13 protein-coding genes are annotated in these 14,159 nt (G+C 68.7%); 8 read left to right on the top strand and 5 right to left on the bottom strand.

From position 1 onward, the window contains the following. The first annotated feature begins 80 nt into the window (after nucleotides 1-80). The 4 genes from coaA to ACTIF2_RS24125 all read left to right on the top strand — a co-directional run bounded on the left by coaA (nucleotide 81) and on the right by ACTIF2_RS24125 (nucleotide 3,565). A complete protein-coding gene (gene coaA / locus ACTIF2_RS24140; RefSeq protein WP_439499679.1) occupies nucleotides 81-1,055 on the top strand; it encodes a type I pantothenate kinase in 975 nt (324 codons plus the stop codon). 205 nt (nucleotides 1,056-1,260) lie between these two features. Continuing rightward, nucleotides 1,261-1,707 carry a YqaA family protein gene (locus ACTIF2_RS24135; protein ID WP_439499678.1) on the top strand — a complete coding sequence of 149 codons (447 nt, stop codon included), beginning with the start codon at nucleotides 1,261-1,263 and terminating at the stop codon, nucleotides 1,705-1,707. Nucleotides 1,708-1,784: 77 nt separating this feature from the next. Further along, nucleotides 1,785-2,135, top strand: coding sequence for a RidA family protein (locus tag ACTIF2_RS24130; RefSeq protein WP_439499677.1), 351 nt, complete (start codon nucleotides 1,785-1,787; stop codon nucleotides 2,133-2,135). 113 nt (nucleotides 2,136-2,248) lie between these two features. Next, a complete protein-coding gene (locus ACTIF2_RS24125) occupies nucleotides 2,249-3,565 on the top strand; it encodes a hypothetical protein (protein WP_439499676.1) in 1,317 nt (438 codons plus the stop codon). Between the two features lie 3 nt (nucleotides 3,566-3,568). On the opposite strand, the gene ACTIF2_RS24120 is transcribed toward ACTIF2_RS24125, so the two are convergent. Further along, nucleotides 3,569-4,720 carry an aminotransferase gene (locus ACTIF2_RS24120; protein ID WP_439499675.1) on the bottom strand — a complete coding sequence of 384 codons (1,152 nt, stop codon included), beginning with the start codon at nucleotides 4,718-4,720 and terminating at the stop codon, nucleotides 3,569-3,571. A 280-nt stretch (nucleotides 4,721-5,000) separates the two neighbouring features. On the opposite strand from ACTIF2_RS24120, the gene ACTIF2_RS24115 reads away from it, so the two are divergent. From ACTIF2_RS24115 to ACTIF2_RS24105, 3 genes are all read left to right on the top strand, one after another. Next, complete coding sequence (locus ACTIF2_RS24115) at nucleotides 5,001-6,488, top strand: cobyric acid synthase (protein ID WP_439499674.1); 1,488 nt, start codon at nucleotides 5,001-5,003, stop codon at nucleotides 6,486-6,488. A 227-nt stretch (nucleotides 6,489-6,715) separates the two neighbouring features. Further along, nucleotides 6,716-7,315, top strand: a complete 600-nt coding sequence (locus ACTIF2_RS24110) for a TetR/AcrR family transcriptional regulator (protein WP_439499673.1) — start codon at nucleotides 6,716-6,718, stop codon at nucleotides 7,313-7,315. Between the two features lie 87 nt (nucleotides 7,316-7,402). Next, nucleotides 7,403-9,358 (top strand): SDR family NAD(P)-dependent oxidoreductase, encoded by a 1,956-nt coding sequence (locus ACTIF2_RS24105; protein WP_439499714.1) that lies wholly within the window; start codon nucleotides 7,403-7,405, stop codon nucleotides 9,356-9,358. Here the strand turns inward: ACTIF2_RS24105 and ACTIF2_RS24100 are convergent. Continuing rightward, entirely contained in the window at nucleotides 9,282-10,208 is a 927-nt protein-coding gene (locus tag ACTIF2_RS24100; protein WP_439499672.1) for an NAD-dependent epimerase/dehydratase family protein, read from the bottom strand. The two genes, ACTIF2_RS24105 and ACTIF2_RS24100, sit on opposite strands and share 77 nt — an antisense overlap. Beyond that, the gene (locus tag ACTIF2_RS24095; RefSeq protein ID WP_439499671.1) at nucleotides 10,205-11,227 is read right to left on the bottom strand and encodes an MraY family glycosyltransferase; all 1,023 of its coding nucleotides are present in this window, start codon (nucleotides 11,225-11,227) and stop codon (nucleotides 10,205-10,207) included. Before ACTIF2_RS24095 ends, ACTIF2_RS24100 begins: the two co-directional genes overlap by 4 nt. A 122-nt stretch (nucleotides 11,228-11,349) precedes the next feature. Here ACTIF2_RS24095 and ACTIF2_RS24090 point away from each other — a divergent pair, with 122 nt between their 5' ends. Further along, a complete protein-coding gene (locus ACTIF2_RS24090; protein WP_439499670.1) occupies nucleotides 11,350-11,811 on the top strand; it encodes an MmcB family DNA repair protein in 462 nt (153 codons plus the stop codon). A 234-nt stretch (nucleotides 11,812-12,045) separates the two neighbouring features. Here the strand turns inward: ACTIF2_RS24090 and ACTIF2_RS24085 are convergent, their stop codons facing one another. Together ACTIF2_RS24085 and ACTIF2_RS24080 are read right to left on the bottom strand one after the other, a co-directional pair. Further along, the gene (locus ACTIF2_RS24085) at nucleotides 12,046-12,600 is read right to left on the bottom strand and encodes an ActR/PrrA/RegA family redox response regulator transcription factor (protein ID WP_439499669.1); all 555 of its coding nucleotides are present in this window, start codon (nucleotides 12,598-12,600) and stop codon (nucleotides 12,046-12,048) included. Between the two features lie 60 nt (nucleotides 12,601-12,660). Continuing rightward, nucleotides 12,661-14,031, bottom strand: a complete 1,371-nt coding sequence (locus ACTIF2_RS24080; RefSeq protein ID WP_439499668.1) for an ActS/PrrB/RegB family redox-sensitive histidine kinase — start codon at nucleotides 14,029-14,031, stop codon at nucleotides 12,661-12,663. Nucleotides 14,032-14,159 lie beyond the last annotated feature (128 nt).

Raw genomic sequence — 14,159 nt, 5'->3', positions numbered from 1 at the left:
CGGACAAAGCCATGCTCAGAAGTCCAGTCGAGGATATCCGAGCCTTGAATCTCGAAGTCTGGAATGCGGGGCCTGGCAGCATGGACCAGCGTCTCATCCCGTCCCCGGTCGATCCCGATCTGGTCTCGCCCTACCGGACCTTCACGCGGGACGAATGGGCGCATTTGCGCGCCGACACGCCGCTGACGCTTTCGGTCGACGACCTGACCAAGCTGCAATCGATCAACGACCCGATCTCGCTCGACGAGATCGTCGCGATCTATCTGCCGCTCTCGCGCCTGCTCTCGCTCTATGTCGCCGCGACGCAGGGGCTGTTCAAGGCAACGCAGCGCTTCCTGCTGGCCGAGGCCGAGCCGAAAGTGCCCTATATCATCGGCGTCGCCGGCTCGGTCGCGGTCGGCAAGTCGACCACGGCGCGCGTGCTGAAGGAGCTGCTCTCGCGCTGGCCGAACACGCCGAAGGTCGAGCTCGTCACCACCGACGGCTTCCTGCTGCCGAACGCCGAGCTCGAGCGCCGCGGCCTGATGCAGCGCAAGGGCTTTCCGGAGAGCTATGACGGCTCGGCCATCCTGCGCTTCCTCTCCGACGTGAAGGCCGGCAAGCCGGCGGTCTCGGCGCCGGTCTATTCGCACCTGGTCTACGACGTCGTGCCGGGCGAGCACGTCACGGTCGAGCGGCCCGACATCCTGATCCTCGAGGGGCTCAACGTCCTGCAGCCGAGCCGGATGCCGAAGGACGGCAAGGTCATCCCCTTCGTCTCGGATTATTTCGACTTCTCGGTCTATCTCGACGCGCATGAGGACGACCTGCACCGCTGGTACGTCAACCGCTTCATGACGCTCCGCCAGACCGCCTTCCGCGATCCGCGCTCCTTCTTCCGCAAATATGCCGAGATCGGCGAGGAGGAGGCCTTGTCGATCGCCGAGGGCCTGTGGACCGGGATCAACATGCCGAACCTGCAGGAGAACATCCTGCCGACGCGCCAGCGCGCCAGCCTGATCCTGACCAAGGGCGCGAGCCATCGCATCCAGCAGGTCGCCCTGCGGCGGCTGTGAATTCGGACGATCGGCGCCCCGGCGTCATTCCGGGGCGGCTGCGCAGCAGACGAGCCCGGAACCCAGAGCCTCAGGTCAGAATCGACAAGCTCTCTCGTCCCAACGAATTTTCTCCGGCTCCCTCCGGCGTTTCTGGGTTCCGGGCTCACGGCTTCGCCGCGCGCCGGAATGACGCGAGCCGCCTCGCATCCATCGGGCAAGGGGCATGGCGATGATCGCCTCGCTCGCCGCGATGGCGGGCGCCGCCTTCGTTGCGGCCACCATCCTGCCGGCGCAGTCGGAAGCGGTCTTCCTCGGCCTGCTCGCGGCTGGAAACGTCGATCCGCTGGCGCTCTTCCTCGTCGCCAGCCTCGCCAATACGGCGGGCTCGGTGCTCAACTGGTGGATCGGCCGGCTGATCGCGCGAGGCGGGCTCGAGCGGCTGCCGGCCCGCCTGCGGCCGGACCCGGCGAAGCTTGCGCGGGCGCAGGCCTGGTTCGAGCGCTGGGGCTGGCCCTCCCTGCTCTTCGCCTGGCTGCCCTTCGGCGGCGATCCGCTGACGGTGGTCGCCGGCACGCTGGACTATCCGCTCGGGCGCTTCATCCTGCTCGTGTTCATCGGCAAGGCCGCACGTTACGCGGCGCTCTGGGCCGGCTGGGTCGCGGCCTCATAGCGCGGATCGCTTTTAGGCATTTGCGCGCCCGGATGTCTCGGGCTACCAGCAAGCCCCCTTCTACAGGAGACTAGATCATGAGCATCCAGCGCATCGGCATCGGCCCCCGCATGTCCAAGGCCGTCGTGCATGGCGACACCGTCTATCTCGCCGGTCAGGTTGCCGACAAGGCGGCCGGCAAGAGCGTCGCCGAGCAGACCGCCGACATTCTCGGCATCATCGACGGCCTGCTGGCCGAGGCCGGCACGGACAAGAGCAAGTTGCTCATGGTCAATATCTGGCTGTCAGACATCTCCACCTTCGCCGAGATGAACGGCGTCTGGGACAAGTGGGTCATCGCCGGCCAGACGCCGGGCCGCGCCACGGTCGAGGCCAAGCTCGCCGCGCCGCAATTCACGGTCGAGATCGCGGTCATCGCCGCGAAGTGAACGCCTGAGCCGAGCCGGAACGGGAGGCCGCCATCAGTCAGTTCGACGAGATCGCGCCGATTCTGGCGCGCGTCGCCGGGCGCCATGGCCTGCCGCCGGCGGCGCTGGCGGCCATGGTCGCCGACTGGCTGCACCGGCCCGGCTCTGCACGGCCTTCCGAGGCCCTGCTTGACCGCAAGGCGGCGGATTTCCTCACTCTCGCCGAGCGGCTCGAGGAGCCGCTCGGAGACGAGGAGACCCGGCGCCTGCGCAGCGAGGCGGCGTCCGCGCTCGCCGCCGGCCGCTTCGCCGATGCCGACAAGGCGCTGGCGCAGGCCGAGCTCCATTCGATCGGGGGCTCGACCGACCTCTCAGGGCTGCCGCTCGCGCGGCGGCTCCTGATCGGCGAGAATCGCGCCGACCGGGCGGCGGTCAGCTTCCTGCGCACGGCGCCCGACGCCTATCGCGAGGCTGCCGGCCGCTATGGCGAGGCCTCGGCCCTGATCGGCCTCGCCGAGATCGACCGCAGCCGCATCGTCGCGCTCGCGCAGGCCACGGTGTTGATCAGGATCAGCGAGGATTTCGGCGCACGCGACGGCTACGACGCCGCTGTGACCGTGCTGCGCCGCCTGCTCGAAGGACTGGACAGCCTGGCGGAGACGGTCGCTTTCGCCGGCGCGCAGGACGCGCTCGCCACCGCTCTCGAAGGTCTTGCCGACATTGCCGGCGAAGCGGATCTCCGCATCGAGGCGCTCGCCCGTTGCCGGGCCGGGCTGGAGGATCTTCGTCGCGAGGAGGCGCCGCTGCTCTGGCATGCGCTGAAGGTCCGTTTCGGCCGGCTCGCCGTGACGCTCGGCGAGGCGCGCGAGGACGACGCGCTTCTGGAAGAGGCGGTCGCGGCGCTCGCCACCGTCCTCGCCGTCTGGGATCGCAGCCGCGACGAGGCGCGCTGGCTCGAGGCCGAGCACATGATCTCGCGTGCCCGCGCCGCGCTCGGCGGGCGCCGGAACGATCTGGCCCTGCTCGAGCGCGCCTTCAACGGCTTCAATCGCGTCGCCAAGGCGGTCGACCGCGCTCGCGAGCCGCTGCGCTGGGCCGAGCTGCAGGACCAGATGGGCGGCGTGCTCGCCGCCATGGGCGAGCGCTACAGCGAGCCGGTCGTGCTCGAGGAGGCGATCGCGGCCTTCGCCGCCGCGCTCGAGGAGCGCCGGCGCGAGACCGTGCCGCTGCTCTGGGCGACGAGCTCCGCCAATCAGGCGCTGGCGACGATGCGGCTCGCCGAGCGGCACAAGGACCCGGCTCTCACCAAGCAGGCCCTGACGCAGATCGCCGTCGCCATCGAGGCCATGCGTTCGGCGGGCTTTACCGCCAATGCGGTGGCGTTCCAGCGGCGCCTGGCCGCCATGGCGGCGCTCGCCCAGGCAGCCGCGCAGCCGGTGCGCAAGGGCTGAGGATCACGCTGCGCGGCGCAGGCCCGCCAGCCGCTCCAGCGCGGCGTCGAGCGTCGCGTCATGCTTGGCGAAGCAGAAGCGCACCACGTTCTTGACCGCGCCCTCGGCATAGAAGGCGCTGACCGGGATCGCCGCGACGCCATTCTCCGTGACCAGCCGCTGGCAGAAGGCGATGTCGTTATGCTCGCCGAGCGGGGCGATGTCGACATTGAGGAAATAGGTGCCGACGCTCGGCAGCACGCTGAAGCCGAGATCCTTCAGCCCGCCGGCGAAACGGTCGCGCGAGCGCTGGAAGTCGGCGCGCATGCCCTCGAAATAGGCCTCGTCCTTGCCGAGGCCGTACGCGACCGCGGCCTGCAGGTTCGGCGGCGTGGTGAAGGTGATGTATTGATGCGCCTTCGCCAGCACCCGCATCAGCTCGGGCGCTGCCATCACCATCCCGACCTTCCAGCCGGTCAGCGAGAAGATCTTGCCGGCCGAGGAGATCTTCACCGTGCGCTCGCGCATGCCGGGCCGCGCCAGCATCGGCACATGGCGGCTTCCGTCGAAGACGACATGCTCCCAGACCTCGTCGCAGATCGCGACGGCATCGTGCCGGATGCAGAAATCGGCGAGCAGGTCGAGATCGGCGTCGCTGAAGATCGTCGCCGTCGGGTTCAGCGGGTTGTTGAACAGCACGACGCGCGTCTTCGGCGAGAAGGCCCTGGCCAGCGCCGCCTCGCTCAACCCGAAGGCGGGCGGAGTCAGGGTCACGAATTTCGGGATGCCGCCGGCCCGGCGCACCAGCGGCACATAGGCGTCGTACATGGGCTCGAACAGCACGACCTCGTCGCCCGGCGTGATCAGCGCCATCAGCGCGCCGGCGATCGCCTCGGTCGCGCCCGAGGTCACCATGATCTCGCTGTCGGGATCGAGGTCGAGCCCTTGCCAATGCTTGAAATGCGCCGCCGTCGCCTGGCGCAGCTCGGGCAGGCCCATCATCGGCGGATACTGGTTCCAGCCGCTGATCACGGCGTCCGCCGCTCTGCGCCGCACGTCCTCCGGACCCGGATCGTCGGGGAAACCCTGGCCGAGATTGACCGCCCCAGTTTCGCGCGCGAGGCGCGACATCACTTCGAAGACGCTGGTCTGCAGTGCGGAGAAAATCGGGTTCATCGCAATTATGTCGGGTTTGCCTGCGAGAGAGGCCGCGCCTCTAGCATGAGCCGGCGCGCGGTGCACGAGGAAACCCCGTTTCAGGCTCCTGCCAAATATGGAATGATGAATGTTGACATTCATCAGCGATCAATGCCAATCTCCCTTTCGCCGGTTCACGACGGGCGCCCGCGGTTTCTTCGCCCCTTTGGAGCTGCGGGATATTGGCGTGAACCGGTGACCCTTTCTTTCGCTCCCGCCCTGCTTGCCCGCGCCAAATGCGCCGCCTAAAGCAGGGCTCATGGTCGAGCGCAGTCCCACTCCCGCCGTGATGATCCTCGGCACCGGCTCGAATGTCGGCAAGTCGCTGCTCGTCGCCGGTCTGTGCCGGTTTTTCGCCGATCGCGGCCTCCGCGTGCGCCCCTTCAAGCCCCAGAACATGTCGAACAATGCCGCCGCGACCGCCGGCGGCGAGATCGGCCGGGCCCAGGCCCTGCAGGCCCGTGCAGCGCGTGTCGCCCCGCATGTCGACATGAACCCGGTGCTGCTCAAGCCCGAGGGCGAGACCGGTAGCCAGATCATCCTGCAGGGCCGCGTCGCCGGTCAGCTCTCCTCCGGCGATTTCGCCCGGCGCGGCGATTTCCTGCCCAAGGTCCTCGAGAGCTTCGAGCGGCTCTCGGCCGAAGCCGATCTCGTGCTGGTCGAGGGCGCCGGCTCGCCGGCCGAGACCAATCTGCGCGCCCGCGACATCGCCAATCTCGGCTTCGCGCGGGCGGCGAATGTCCCGGCCGTGCTGGTCGGCGACATCGACCGCGGCGGCGTCATCGCCAGCCTCGTCGGCAGCCATGCCGTACTCGACAAGGCCGACCGCGCCATGATTCGTGCCTTCGCGATCAACCGCTTCCGCGGCGATGCCGCCCTGTTCGAGGATGGCGTCGCCACGATCACCCGCGCCACCGGCTGGCCCTGCCTCGGCGTCGTGCCCTGGTTCGCCGAGGCGGCCCGCCTGCCGGCGGAAGATGGGCTCGATCTGGCCGCCGGCGTTCGCAAGCCGGGCGCGGCGCTCAAGGTCGCGGTCCCGGTCATGCCCGGCATCGCCAATTTCGACGATCTCGACCCGCTGAAGCTCGAGGACGGTGTCGAGCTCGTCATGGTGAGGCGCGGAACGCCGCTGCCGGGCGATGCCGATCTCGTCATCCTGTCCGGCTCCAAGACGACGCTGCGCGACCTTGCCGTGCTGCGCGAGGAGGGCTGGGACATCGATCTCGCCGCCCATCGCCGGCGCGGCGGCCATGTCTTCGGCCTCTGCGGCGGCTATCAGATGCTCGGGCGCCTGGTGCGCGATCCGTTCGGGCTCGAGGGGCCGCCCGGCGAGGCACCAGGCCTCGGCCTGCTCGATGTCGAGACGGTGCTGGAGCCAGGCAAGACCGTGCGCGAGGTGGCGTTCGTCCATGTATCCAGCGCAGCCGCGGGCCGCGCCTACGAGATCCATCTCGGCCGCACGCAGGGACCCGACACGGCGCGCGCGCCCTTCGTGATCGGCGATCGTCCCGACGGCGCGGCCTCCGCCGACGGGCGCGTGCTCGGGACCTATCTGCATGGCGCCTTCAGCTCCGATGCGGTCCGTGCGGCTTGCCTCGCTCCCGTCGCGACCCGGCCGCTCGGGACCGCGCTGAACTACGAGAGCGAGGTCGAGGCGGTGCTCGACCGCCTGGCCGCTCACCTTGCCCGGTATCTCGACGTCGAGGCGCTGCTGGCTCTGGCGCGGAGCCGGACGGGCGCGGAATGACGCCGCGAAAACCCGGCGCCTGCAAATTCCGGCGCTTTTCCCGGGGCGTGGGAACCAAGTCGGCGCTCAGGGATTTGACAAACAGGTCAGTTTGGCTGTTTTCGGCCAGAGAATGGCAGCAGTATTCGGCTAAAGTCTTTATTCGCCATGGAGTTGACGAGTGACGAAATTCGTCATAATGGTCAATTCTCATCCGCAATCGCCGAAAAACCGAACGAGACGCCGAGTTGAGTCACCCTGAGCGCGATACGAGGCAGTGCATCGTCGATACGGCGGAGCGCTTCTTTCGTGACATCGGCTACCTGAAGACCACGGTCGCCGACATCGCCAAGGCTCTGCGGATGAGCCCGGCCAATGTCTATCGCTTCTTCGACTCCAAGAAGTCGATCAACGAAGCGGTCCTCGAGCGCTACAAGCGCGAGCAGGAGGAGGCGATCGCGCTGATCGCCGCCGAGCCCGGCTCGGCAGCGGCCCGGTTGCGCGAGATTCTCCTGGTCTCCCATCGCCTCAACGCGGCGCGCTTCTCCGATCACCTGCGCATGCAGGAAATGGTCTGCGCCGCCATGGAGGAGAGCTGGGACGCGATTCTCGGGCATATCGAGCGTTTCGACGCGGTCCTGCACCGCGTCATCGCCGAGGGGGTCGAGAGCGGCGAATTCCGCGCCGTCGATCCGGTGCAGGCGACCCGCTGCGTGCGCACGGCGATGATCCGGTTCATGCATCCCCTGCTGATCACGCAATGCGAGCGGATTCCCGGTCCGACGGCCGAGGATCTGGTGACGTTCATCATGTCTGGGCTCGAGCCGGCCTCGTCCGTGGCGGCTTAGGACCGCTCCCCTTAGCCCCTGCCTCCGCTGGCCCGCGCGTTGACAAGCTGCGGCCGGAGCGGGATACCGCCGCCAGCCATGGCCATCATCAACAAGCAGAACGTAAAGAAGCTCGCTGTCATCGCCCATGACCTGACGGTCACGGCGCTGGCGATCTATCTCGTCTTCATCGTCCGCTTCGAGGGCTATCAGCTCGACGAGCATCTGCGCCTGCTGCCGAGCTTCCTGCCGTTCTTCGTGGTCTATGCCGGCGCGGTCTACTGGTTCTTCTCGCTCTACCGCTCGAAATGGCGCTTCGCCTCGCTGCCGGACCTGTCCAACATCGTCAAGGCGGTGACGATCCTGTCGCTCACGCTGCTGGTGGTCGACTACATCCTGGTCGCGCCGAACCTCTATGGCATGTTCTATTTCGGCAAGATCTCGATCGCGCTCTACTGGCTCGTGCAGAACGCGCTGCTCGGCGGCCCGCGCCTGGCCTATCGCTACTTCAAGTATTCGCGCTCCAGGCACCATGCCGTGCGCGATGCGGCCCTGCCGGCGCTGCTGCTCGGGCGCGGCGTCGAGGTCGAGATGGTGATCCGCGCCATGGAATCCGGGACCATGCGCAAGCTCAGGCCGGCCGGCATCCTGTCGCCGCGCCCCGATGATCTCGGCCAGTCGATCCGTGGCGTGCCCGTCCTCGGACTCCTGGCGGAGATCGAGACGATCGCCGGCGACGCGGCCGCGCGCGGCGAGCCGTTCCGCCGCATCGTCGCGACGCCGAGCGCGCTCGCGCCCGAGGCCGAGCCCGACAAATGGCTGTCCCGCACCCGCAAGCTGGCTCTGCCGATCTCGCGGCTCGATTCCTTCGGCGAGGGCGTGCGCGATGCCGAGCTCGCGCCGCTCGAGATCGAGGATCTCCTCGTCCGCCCCTCGGTCAGGATCGACCGCGACCGGCTGGGCTCCTTCCTGAAGGGCAAGCGCGTCATCGTCACCGGCGGCGGCGGCTCGATCGGCTCGGAGATCTGCCTGCGCTGTGCCACCTTCGGCGCAGCGGAACTGCTCGTCGTCGAAAGCTCCGAGCCGGCCTTGTTCCGGGTCACCGAGGAGCTCGCGGCTCACCGGCTGGAGACGCGGGTCTCGGGCGCGCTCGCCGATGTCCGCGACCGGGCCCGGATCACGCCGCTCTTCACGGCCTTCGCGCCGGATATCGTGATCCACGCGGCGGCGCTGAAGCATGTGCCCTATCTCGAGGCCGATTGGGCCGAGGGCATCAAGACCAATATCTTCGGCTCGATGCATGTCACCGACGCCGCCATCGCGGCGAACGCGAAGATCTTCGTGATGATCTCGACCGACAAGGCGATCGAGCCGGTCTCGATGCTGGGCGCGACCAAGCGCTTTGCCGAGATGTATGCCCAGTCGCGCGATGCCGAATTCGTCGCTGCCGCCTCCGGCATGCGTCTCGTCGCGGTCCGCTTCGGCAATGTGCTCGGCTCGGTCGGCTCGGTCGTCCCCAAGTTCAAGGCGCAGATCGAGCGCGGCGGGCCGCTGACCGTCACCGACCCGGAGATGATCCGCTATTTCATGACCATCCGTGAGGCCTGCGACCTGGTGCTGACGGCAGCGTCCCACGCCCGTGGCGACGGGCCGGAAACCGAGCGCGCCGCCGTCTATGTGCTCAAGATGGGGCAGCCGGTCAGGATCATGGATCTGGCCGAGCGCATGATCCGCCTCGCCGGTTACGAGCCGGGCGTCGATATCGAGATCGCCATCACCGGCGTGCGCCCTGGCGAGCGCCTGAACGAGATCCTCTTCGCCCGCGACGAGCCGATGGCCGAGACCGGACTCGACGGCGTCATGGCGGCCAAGCCGAGTTTTGCCGCGCGCTCGCGCATGCAGGGCTGGTTCTCGCGGCTGGAAGCCGCCGTCAAGGCGAATGACCGGCTGGCCGCGGAAGCGGTGCTGGAAGAGGCGATCCCCGATTTCAGCCAGCGCCAGCAGACGCCGCCAGCCTTGCCAGCGCCTGAGACGTCGCCACCCGTGGCCGCCAGCCAGCCCTGAGCAGCGCCTCGGGCGGCGCGACGAGCCCGCCCGCCAGCCTGGCGAAGGCTGCCTCCCTGCCGGCGATCCGGGCGGCGAGATGCAGCCACCCGGCCGGGACCGGCAGCAGGCCGGCCTTGCGGCCGAGGCCGTCCCGCATCGCCGCGATCATCTGCGCGACGCTGAGCGGCTCCGGGTCCGAGACCGTGTAGCAGTGTCGCGCCGGACAGGCCGGCGTCAGCGCGAAGGCGATCGCTTCAGTGAGGTTCTCGACCGCGAGCAGCGAGCGCGGCGCGTTCAGGCCGCCGAAGGGCAGCGGCACGGGCAGGCGCGCGAGCTTCGTGAGCGCCGCCATATTGGCCTTGACGCCCGGCCCGTAGACCAGCACCGGGCGCAGCGCCACCCAGTCGAGATCGAGCGCGGCGAGACCGCGTTCCGCCGCCAGTTTCGACCGGCCATAGGCATCGTCGGGCATGTCCGGGCCATTCTCGTCGAACCGGCCGTCGAAGGCGCCGGTCTTTGCCTTGATCGAGGACAGATAGACGAAGCGCGAGACGCCCGCCTCCCGCGCGGCTTGCGCCAGTGCGAGCGTCGCGTCGGCGTTGATGCGCCGGTAGAGCGCCTCGTCGAGGCCGGGGCCGGCATGGGCGAGCCCGGCCAGATGGACGACATGCCGGATATCGGCCAAAGCCGGCCGCCAGTCGATCGTCCCCGCGAGATCGCCGATCCTGATCTGCTCGACATCTTCAGGGTATGGGGTCTCGCTGCGCTGTGCGACCCGTATCCGGTAACCCGCCTCGCGCAGCCGTGCGATCAGATGCGGGCCAATGAAGCCGCTCGCTCCGGTGACGAGGACGCGCTCGCCGCTCACAGGCTTGTCCGCTTGCGCGCGAAGCGCCGCAGCAGGATGCCGGTCAGCAGGGCGGCTGCGAACAGGCAGGCGAACTGCGCCCAGAAGGCCGGAAAGGCGATGCTGAGCCCCGCCAGCGCGACCAGCCCGAGATTGAGCAGCGCGATCTGCGCCACGATCTCGCTGATGCCGAAGCCGTTGACCGTGGCCTGCTGGTAGAAATGGCTGCGATGGGCCTGCCAGACCTTCTCGCCGCGCAGCAGCCGGCGGAACAATGTGATGGTCGAATCCGCGACATGGTAGAGCGGCAGGATCAGCGCGGCGGCCAGGGCGCCTGTCCCCGCCAGCCGGTAAAGCAGATAGGCGGTGATGAGGCCGATCGGCAGCGAGCCGACATCGCCGAGGAAGAGCCGGGCCGTCGGCTTGTTGAACGGCGCGAAGCCGACGAGCCCGCCGAGCAGCGCCGCCGCAAGGAAGCCGGTCGCGGGGTCGAGCGGACCGGCGATGCCGGCCAGCGCCAGCGCGCCCGTCAGCGGCACGATGCCGGCGACAGTGATCCAGTCGATGCCGTCCATGAAATTGGCGAGATTGACGAACCAGATGCCGGCGATGAGCGCCAGCCCCCGCTCGACCGGCAGCGGCAAAAGCTCAGGGAACAGGCGCAGGTCCGGCGCGGCCCAGAACAGCACCACGCCGACGCAGAGCGCCTGCAGGGCCAGCCGCAAGGCCGGCGAGAGCGGCCGGATATCGTCCCAGGCGCCGACGGCGGCGAGCGCGACGGCGGCCGCCATGACCAGCAGCAGGTCCTGGCGCGCGGCCACTGGGGGCGGCACGAACAGCAGCGCCAGTCCCAGGGCCAGGAAGGCCCCGGTCAGGACCGCGATGCCGCCGCCCTGCGGCGTCGGCTGGGAGTGGCTCGAGCGCGCATTCGGCCGCGCCAGCGCATAGCGCACCAGCAGCGGGCGCAGCAGCACGCAGAGCCGGGCTGAGGCGCCGGCGGCGACGATCGCGATCAGGAGGGGGGCGAGATGGGATTCCAAAGCGGCGGCACCATAATCGAGCGGGCCGAAATGCCTAGCACCGATTGACGGCGACGGATCATGATCATCGCGACGGGTCGGCGAAGCTTGCAAAATCTAGCACAAAGAGTGAACATGAAGCCATGCCGCTTGCCGATCCCGCACTGAATCCGCCGCCCGCCCGCCCTGACATCACCCGCGCCGTCTGCCGTGGCGCCGGCCGCCATTTGCGCGAGCGCGGCTATGCCATCGTCAAGGAAATGACCTTCGCCAATGGCCGCCGCGGCGACATCGTCGCGCTCTCGCCGGCGGGCGAATTGCTTGTGGTCGAGGTCAAGTCGGGCATCGAGGATTATCGCGTCGACGGCAAATGGCCGGATTACCGCGACTATTGCGACGGCTTCCTCTTCGCCGTCGCGCCGGAGTTTCCGCGCGAGATCCTGCCGGAGGATGTCGGCCTCATCGTCGCCGACGCCTATGGCGGCGACCTGCTGCGCGAGCCGCCGCGCCACCCGCTGGCGCCGGCCCGGCGCAAGATGCTGACCATCGCCTTCGCCAAGCTGGCGGCTGGGCGGCTGGCGCTGCTCGAGGATCCGGGGGTTTAGGGCCTTCCCTTCTCCCCTTGCGGGAGAAGGTGCCCCGAAGGGGCGGATGAGGGGTCGCGCGACCTTTCCACGTCATGGTCGGGCTTGTCCCGGCCATCCACGTCTTCGTCTATCGAACGCTCTGTTCAAGACGGGGGGCTCGCCACAAGGGCGAGCATGACGGGCACGTCGCGCGACCCCTCATCCGTCTCGGCTTCGCCGAGCCACCTTCTCCCCCAGGGGGAGAAGGGCGCCTCAGCGCGGCGCGCGCTTGGCCAGGATGCGCTGCAGGGTGCGGCGATGCATGCCGAGGCGCCGCGCTGTCTCGGAGACGTTGCGGCTGCAGAGCTCGTAGACGCGCTGGATATGCTCCCAGCGCACCCGGTCGGCCGACATCGGGTTTTCCGGCGGTTGCGGGCGCGAATCGCGCGCGGCGGCCAGGGCCGAGTGGATCTCGTCGGCATCGGCCGGCTTGGCGAGGAAGTCGAAGGCGCCGAGCTTCACCGCACTGACGGCGGTCGCGATGTTACCGTAACCGGTCAGCACGATGCCGCGCGCATCCGGCCGGCGCTCCTTCAGGCGGGCGATCACGTCGAGGCCGTTGCCGTCGGCGAGGCGCAGGTCGATCACCGCGAAGGCCGGCGCCTCTTCCTCGACGGCCGCGAGCCCTTCCGAGACGCTCTCGGCGACGCGCACCGAATAGCCGCGTCCTTCCATCGCCCGCGCCAGCCGGTGCAGGAACGGCTTGTCGTCGTCGACGAGCAGCAGGCTCATATCGGTTTGGGCGGCTTGGCTCAGCGCCTCTTGCATCTCACTCTCCTCCCGCCGGTCTTTTCGGCGGAATAGTAACGCGACTGTCCGATTCACGCATCAGGACGGCGAAGAGAGGCCGTCACCCTCAGGTAGTGACATCTCGTCCCGGTTTGAAGACCCGGCCGGCCGCGAATCGGCTTCGAACACCGCTTTCGGCCAGACGATCTTGACTGAAGCGCCGCTTGCCGGGGCGGGCAGGTTCGAGAATTCGAGCGCGGCCCCGCCCCGCTCCAGCAAGGTCTTGGCGATGAACAGCCCGAGCCCGAGCCCGCCGCCGGCGCGGCTCTCGGCCGCCGCCCGCGACAGATAGGGCTCGCCCGCCCGCATCAGCACGTCGGCCGGAAAGCCCGGTCCGTCATCGGCAATGGTCAGCATGACGTGCATATCGGTCCATTGCGCGATGATCGCCACTTCCGAACGGGCGAAATCGACCGCGTTATCGACGATATTGCCGAGTCCGTAGATCATGCCGGGGTTGCGCCGGCAGACCGGCTCGGGCTTGTCGCCGATCATCTCGATCCGGAACGGCACGCCGAAGGGCCGCTGCGGCCCGGCCGCCTCCTCGATCAGCAGGCGCAGCGAGAGCTGGTCGAGCGGCCCGGCATCGTCGTCCTGCAGCGAGGCGAGCTTGCCGAGAATGCCGCGGCAGCGCTCGACCTGCTCACGCAGCAGGGTGATGTCCTCGGCCATCTCGCCGTCCTCGGGCGCGAGCCGCGACAATTCGCGCGCCACCAGCGCGATCGTGGCGAGCGGCGTGCCGAGCTCATGCGCCGCCGCCGCCGCCAGCCCGTCGAGCTGCGAGAGATGCTGTTCGCGCGCCAGCACCAGCTCGGTCGCGGCCAGCGCCTCGGAGAGGTCGCGCGCTTCCTTGGCGACGCGCCAGGCATAGATGCCGGTGAAGCCGAGCCCGAGCACCAGCGCGATCCAGTTGCCGGCCTGGTATTGCGGCGGCAGCAGCGGCCGGTTCGGTCCGGCCCAGGGCAAGGGCAGATGGGTGAAGCTGAGCAGGCTCGCCAGCGCCACCGCGAGCAGGCCGAGCAGCAGGGTGCGCTGCGGCGGCAATGCCGTGGCCGAGATCATCACCGGCGCCAGGAACAGGATCGCGAACGGGTTCTGCAGCCCACCGGTGAGGTAGAGCAGGGCGGCGAGCTGGATGATGTCGAAGCCAAGCAGCGCGGTCGCCGCGTCTTCCCGCAGGCGATGGCTGAGCGGGAAACGGACACGCAGCGCGATATTGAGCCAGGCCGAGACGGCGATGACCAGGAAGCACCAGCCGAAAGGCAGACTGAAGCCGAGCCCGAAATGCACGCCGGCGACGGCGAGGCTCTGTCCGGCGATGGCGAGCCAGCGCAGCCGGACCAGCGTGTCCAGCCGCAAATGCCGGCTGGAGCGGGCCAGCGCGGGGATGACGTGATCGGAAAGCGTCATGACGCCGGCTCGCACCGGGTCAGAGAGGGGTTTTGCAGTGCAAAACTGTGACAAATGGGCATCGCAGGGGAATCTTAGCCTTTTGCCTGATTGAATGAGAACAAAATCAACCTACGCTGCGTTCTTTG

Source organism: Allobosea sp. (assembly GCF_051860145.1).
Taxonomy (GTDB): Bacteria; Pseudomonadota; Alphaproteobacteria; order Rhizobiales; family Beijerinckiaceae; genus Allobosea.
The sequence above is the reverse complement of the archived record's forward strand: the minus strand, read 5'-3'. Positions and strand labels throughout refer to the sequence as shown.

Bases quoted from the DNA above. Each gene is read 5' to 3' on its own strand.
- coaA (WP_439499679.1), top strand. From the start codon at position 81: ATGGACCAGCGTCTCATCCCGTCCCCGGTCGATCCCGATCTGGTCTCG.
- ACTIF2_RS24135 (WP_439499678.1), top strand. From the start codon at position 1,261: ATGGCGATGATCGCCTCGCTCGCCGCGATGGCGGGCGCCGCCTTCGTT.
- ACTIF2_RS24130 (WP_439499677.1), top strand. From the start codon at position 1,785: ATGAGCATCCAGCGCATCGGCATCGGCCCCCGCATGTCCAAGGCCGTC.
- ACTIF2_RS24125 (WP_439499676.1), top strand. From the start codon at position 2,249: ATGGTCGCCGACTGGCTGCACCGGCCCGGCTCTGCACGGCCTTCCGAG.
- ACTIF2_RS24120 (WP_439499675.1), bottom strand. From the start codon at position 4,720: ATGAACCCGATTTTCTCCGCACTGCAGACCAGCGTCTTCGAAGTGATG.
- ACTIF2_RS24115 (WP_439499674.1), top strand. From the start codon at position 5,001: ATGGTCGAGCGCAGTCCCACTCCCGCCGTGATGATCCTCGGCACCGGC.
- ACTIF2_RS24090 (WP_439499670.1), top strand. From the start codon at position 11,350: ATGCCGCTTGCCGATCCCGCACTGAATCCGCCGCCCGCCCGCCCTGAC.
- ACTIF2_RS24085 (WP_439499669.1), bottom strand. From the start codon at position 12,600: ATGCAAGAGGCGCTGAGCCAAGCCGCCCAAACCGATATGAGCCTGCTG.
- ACTIF2_RS24080 (WP_439499668.1), bottom strand. From the start codon at position 14,031: ATGACGCTTTCCGATCACGTCATCCCCGCGCTGGCCCGCTCCAGCCGG.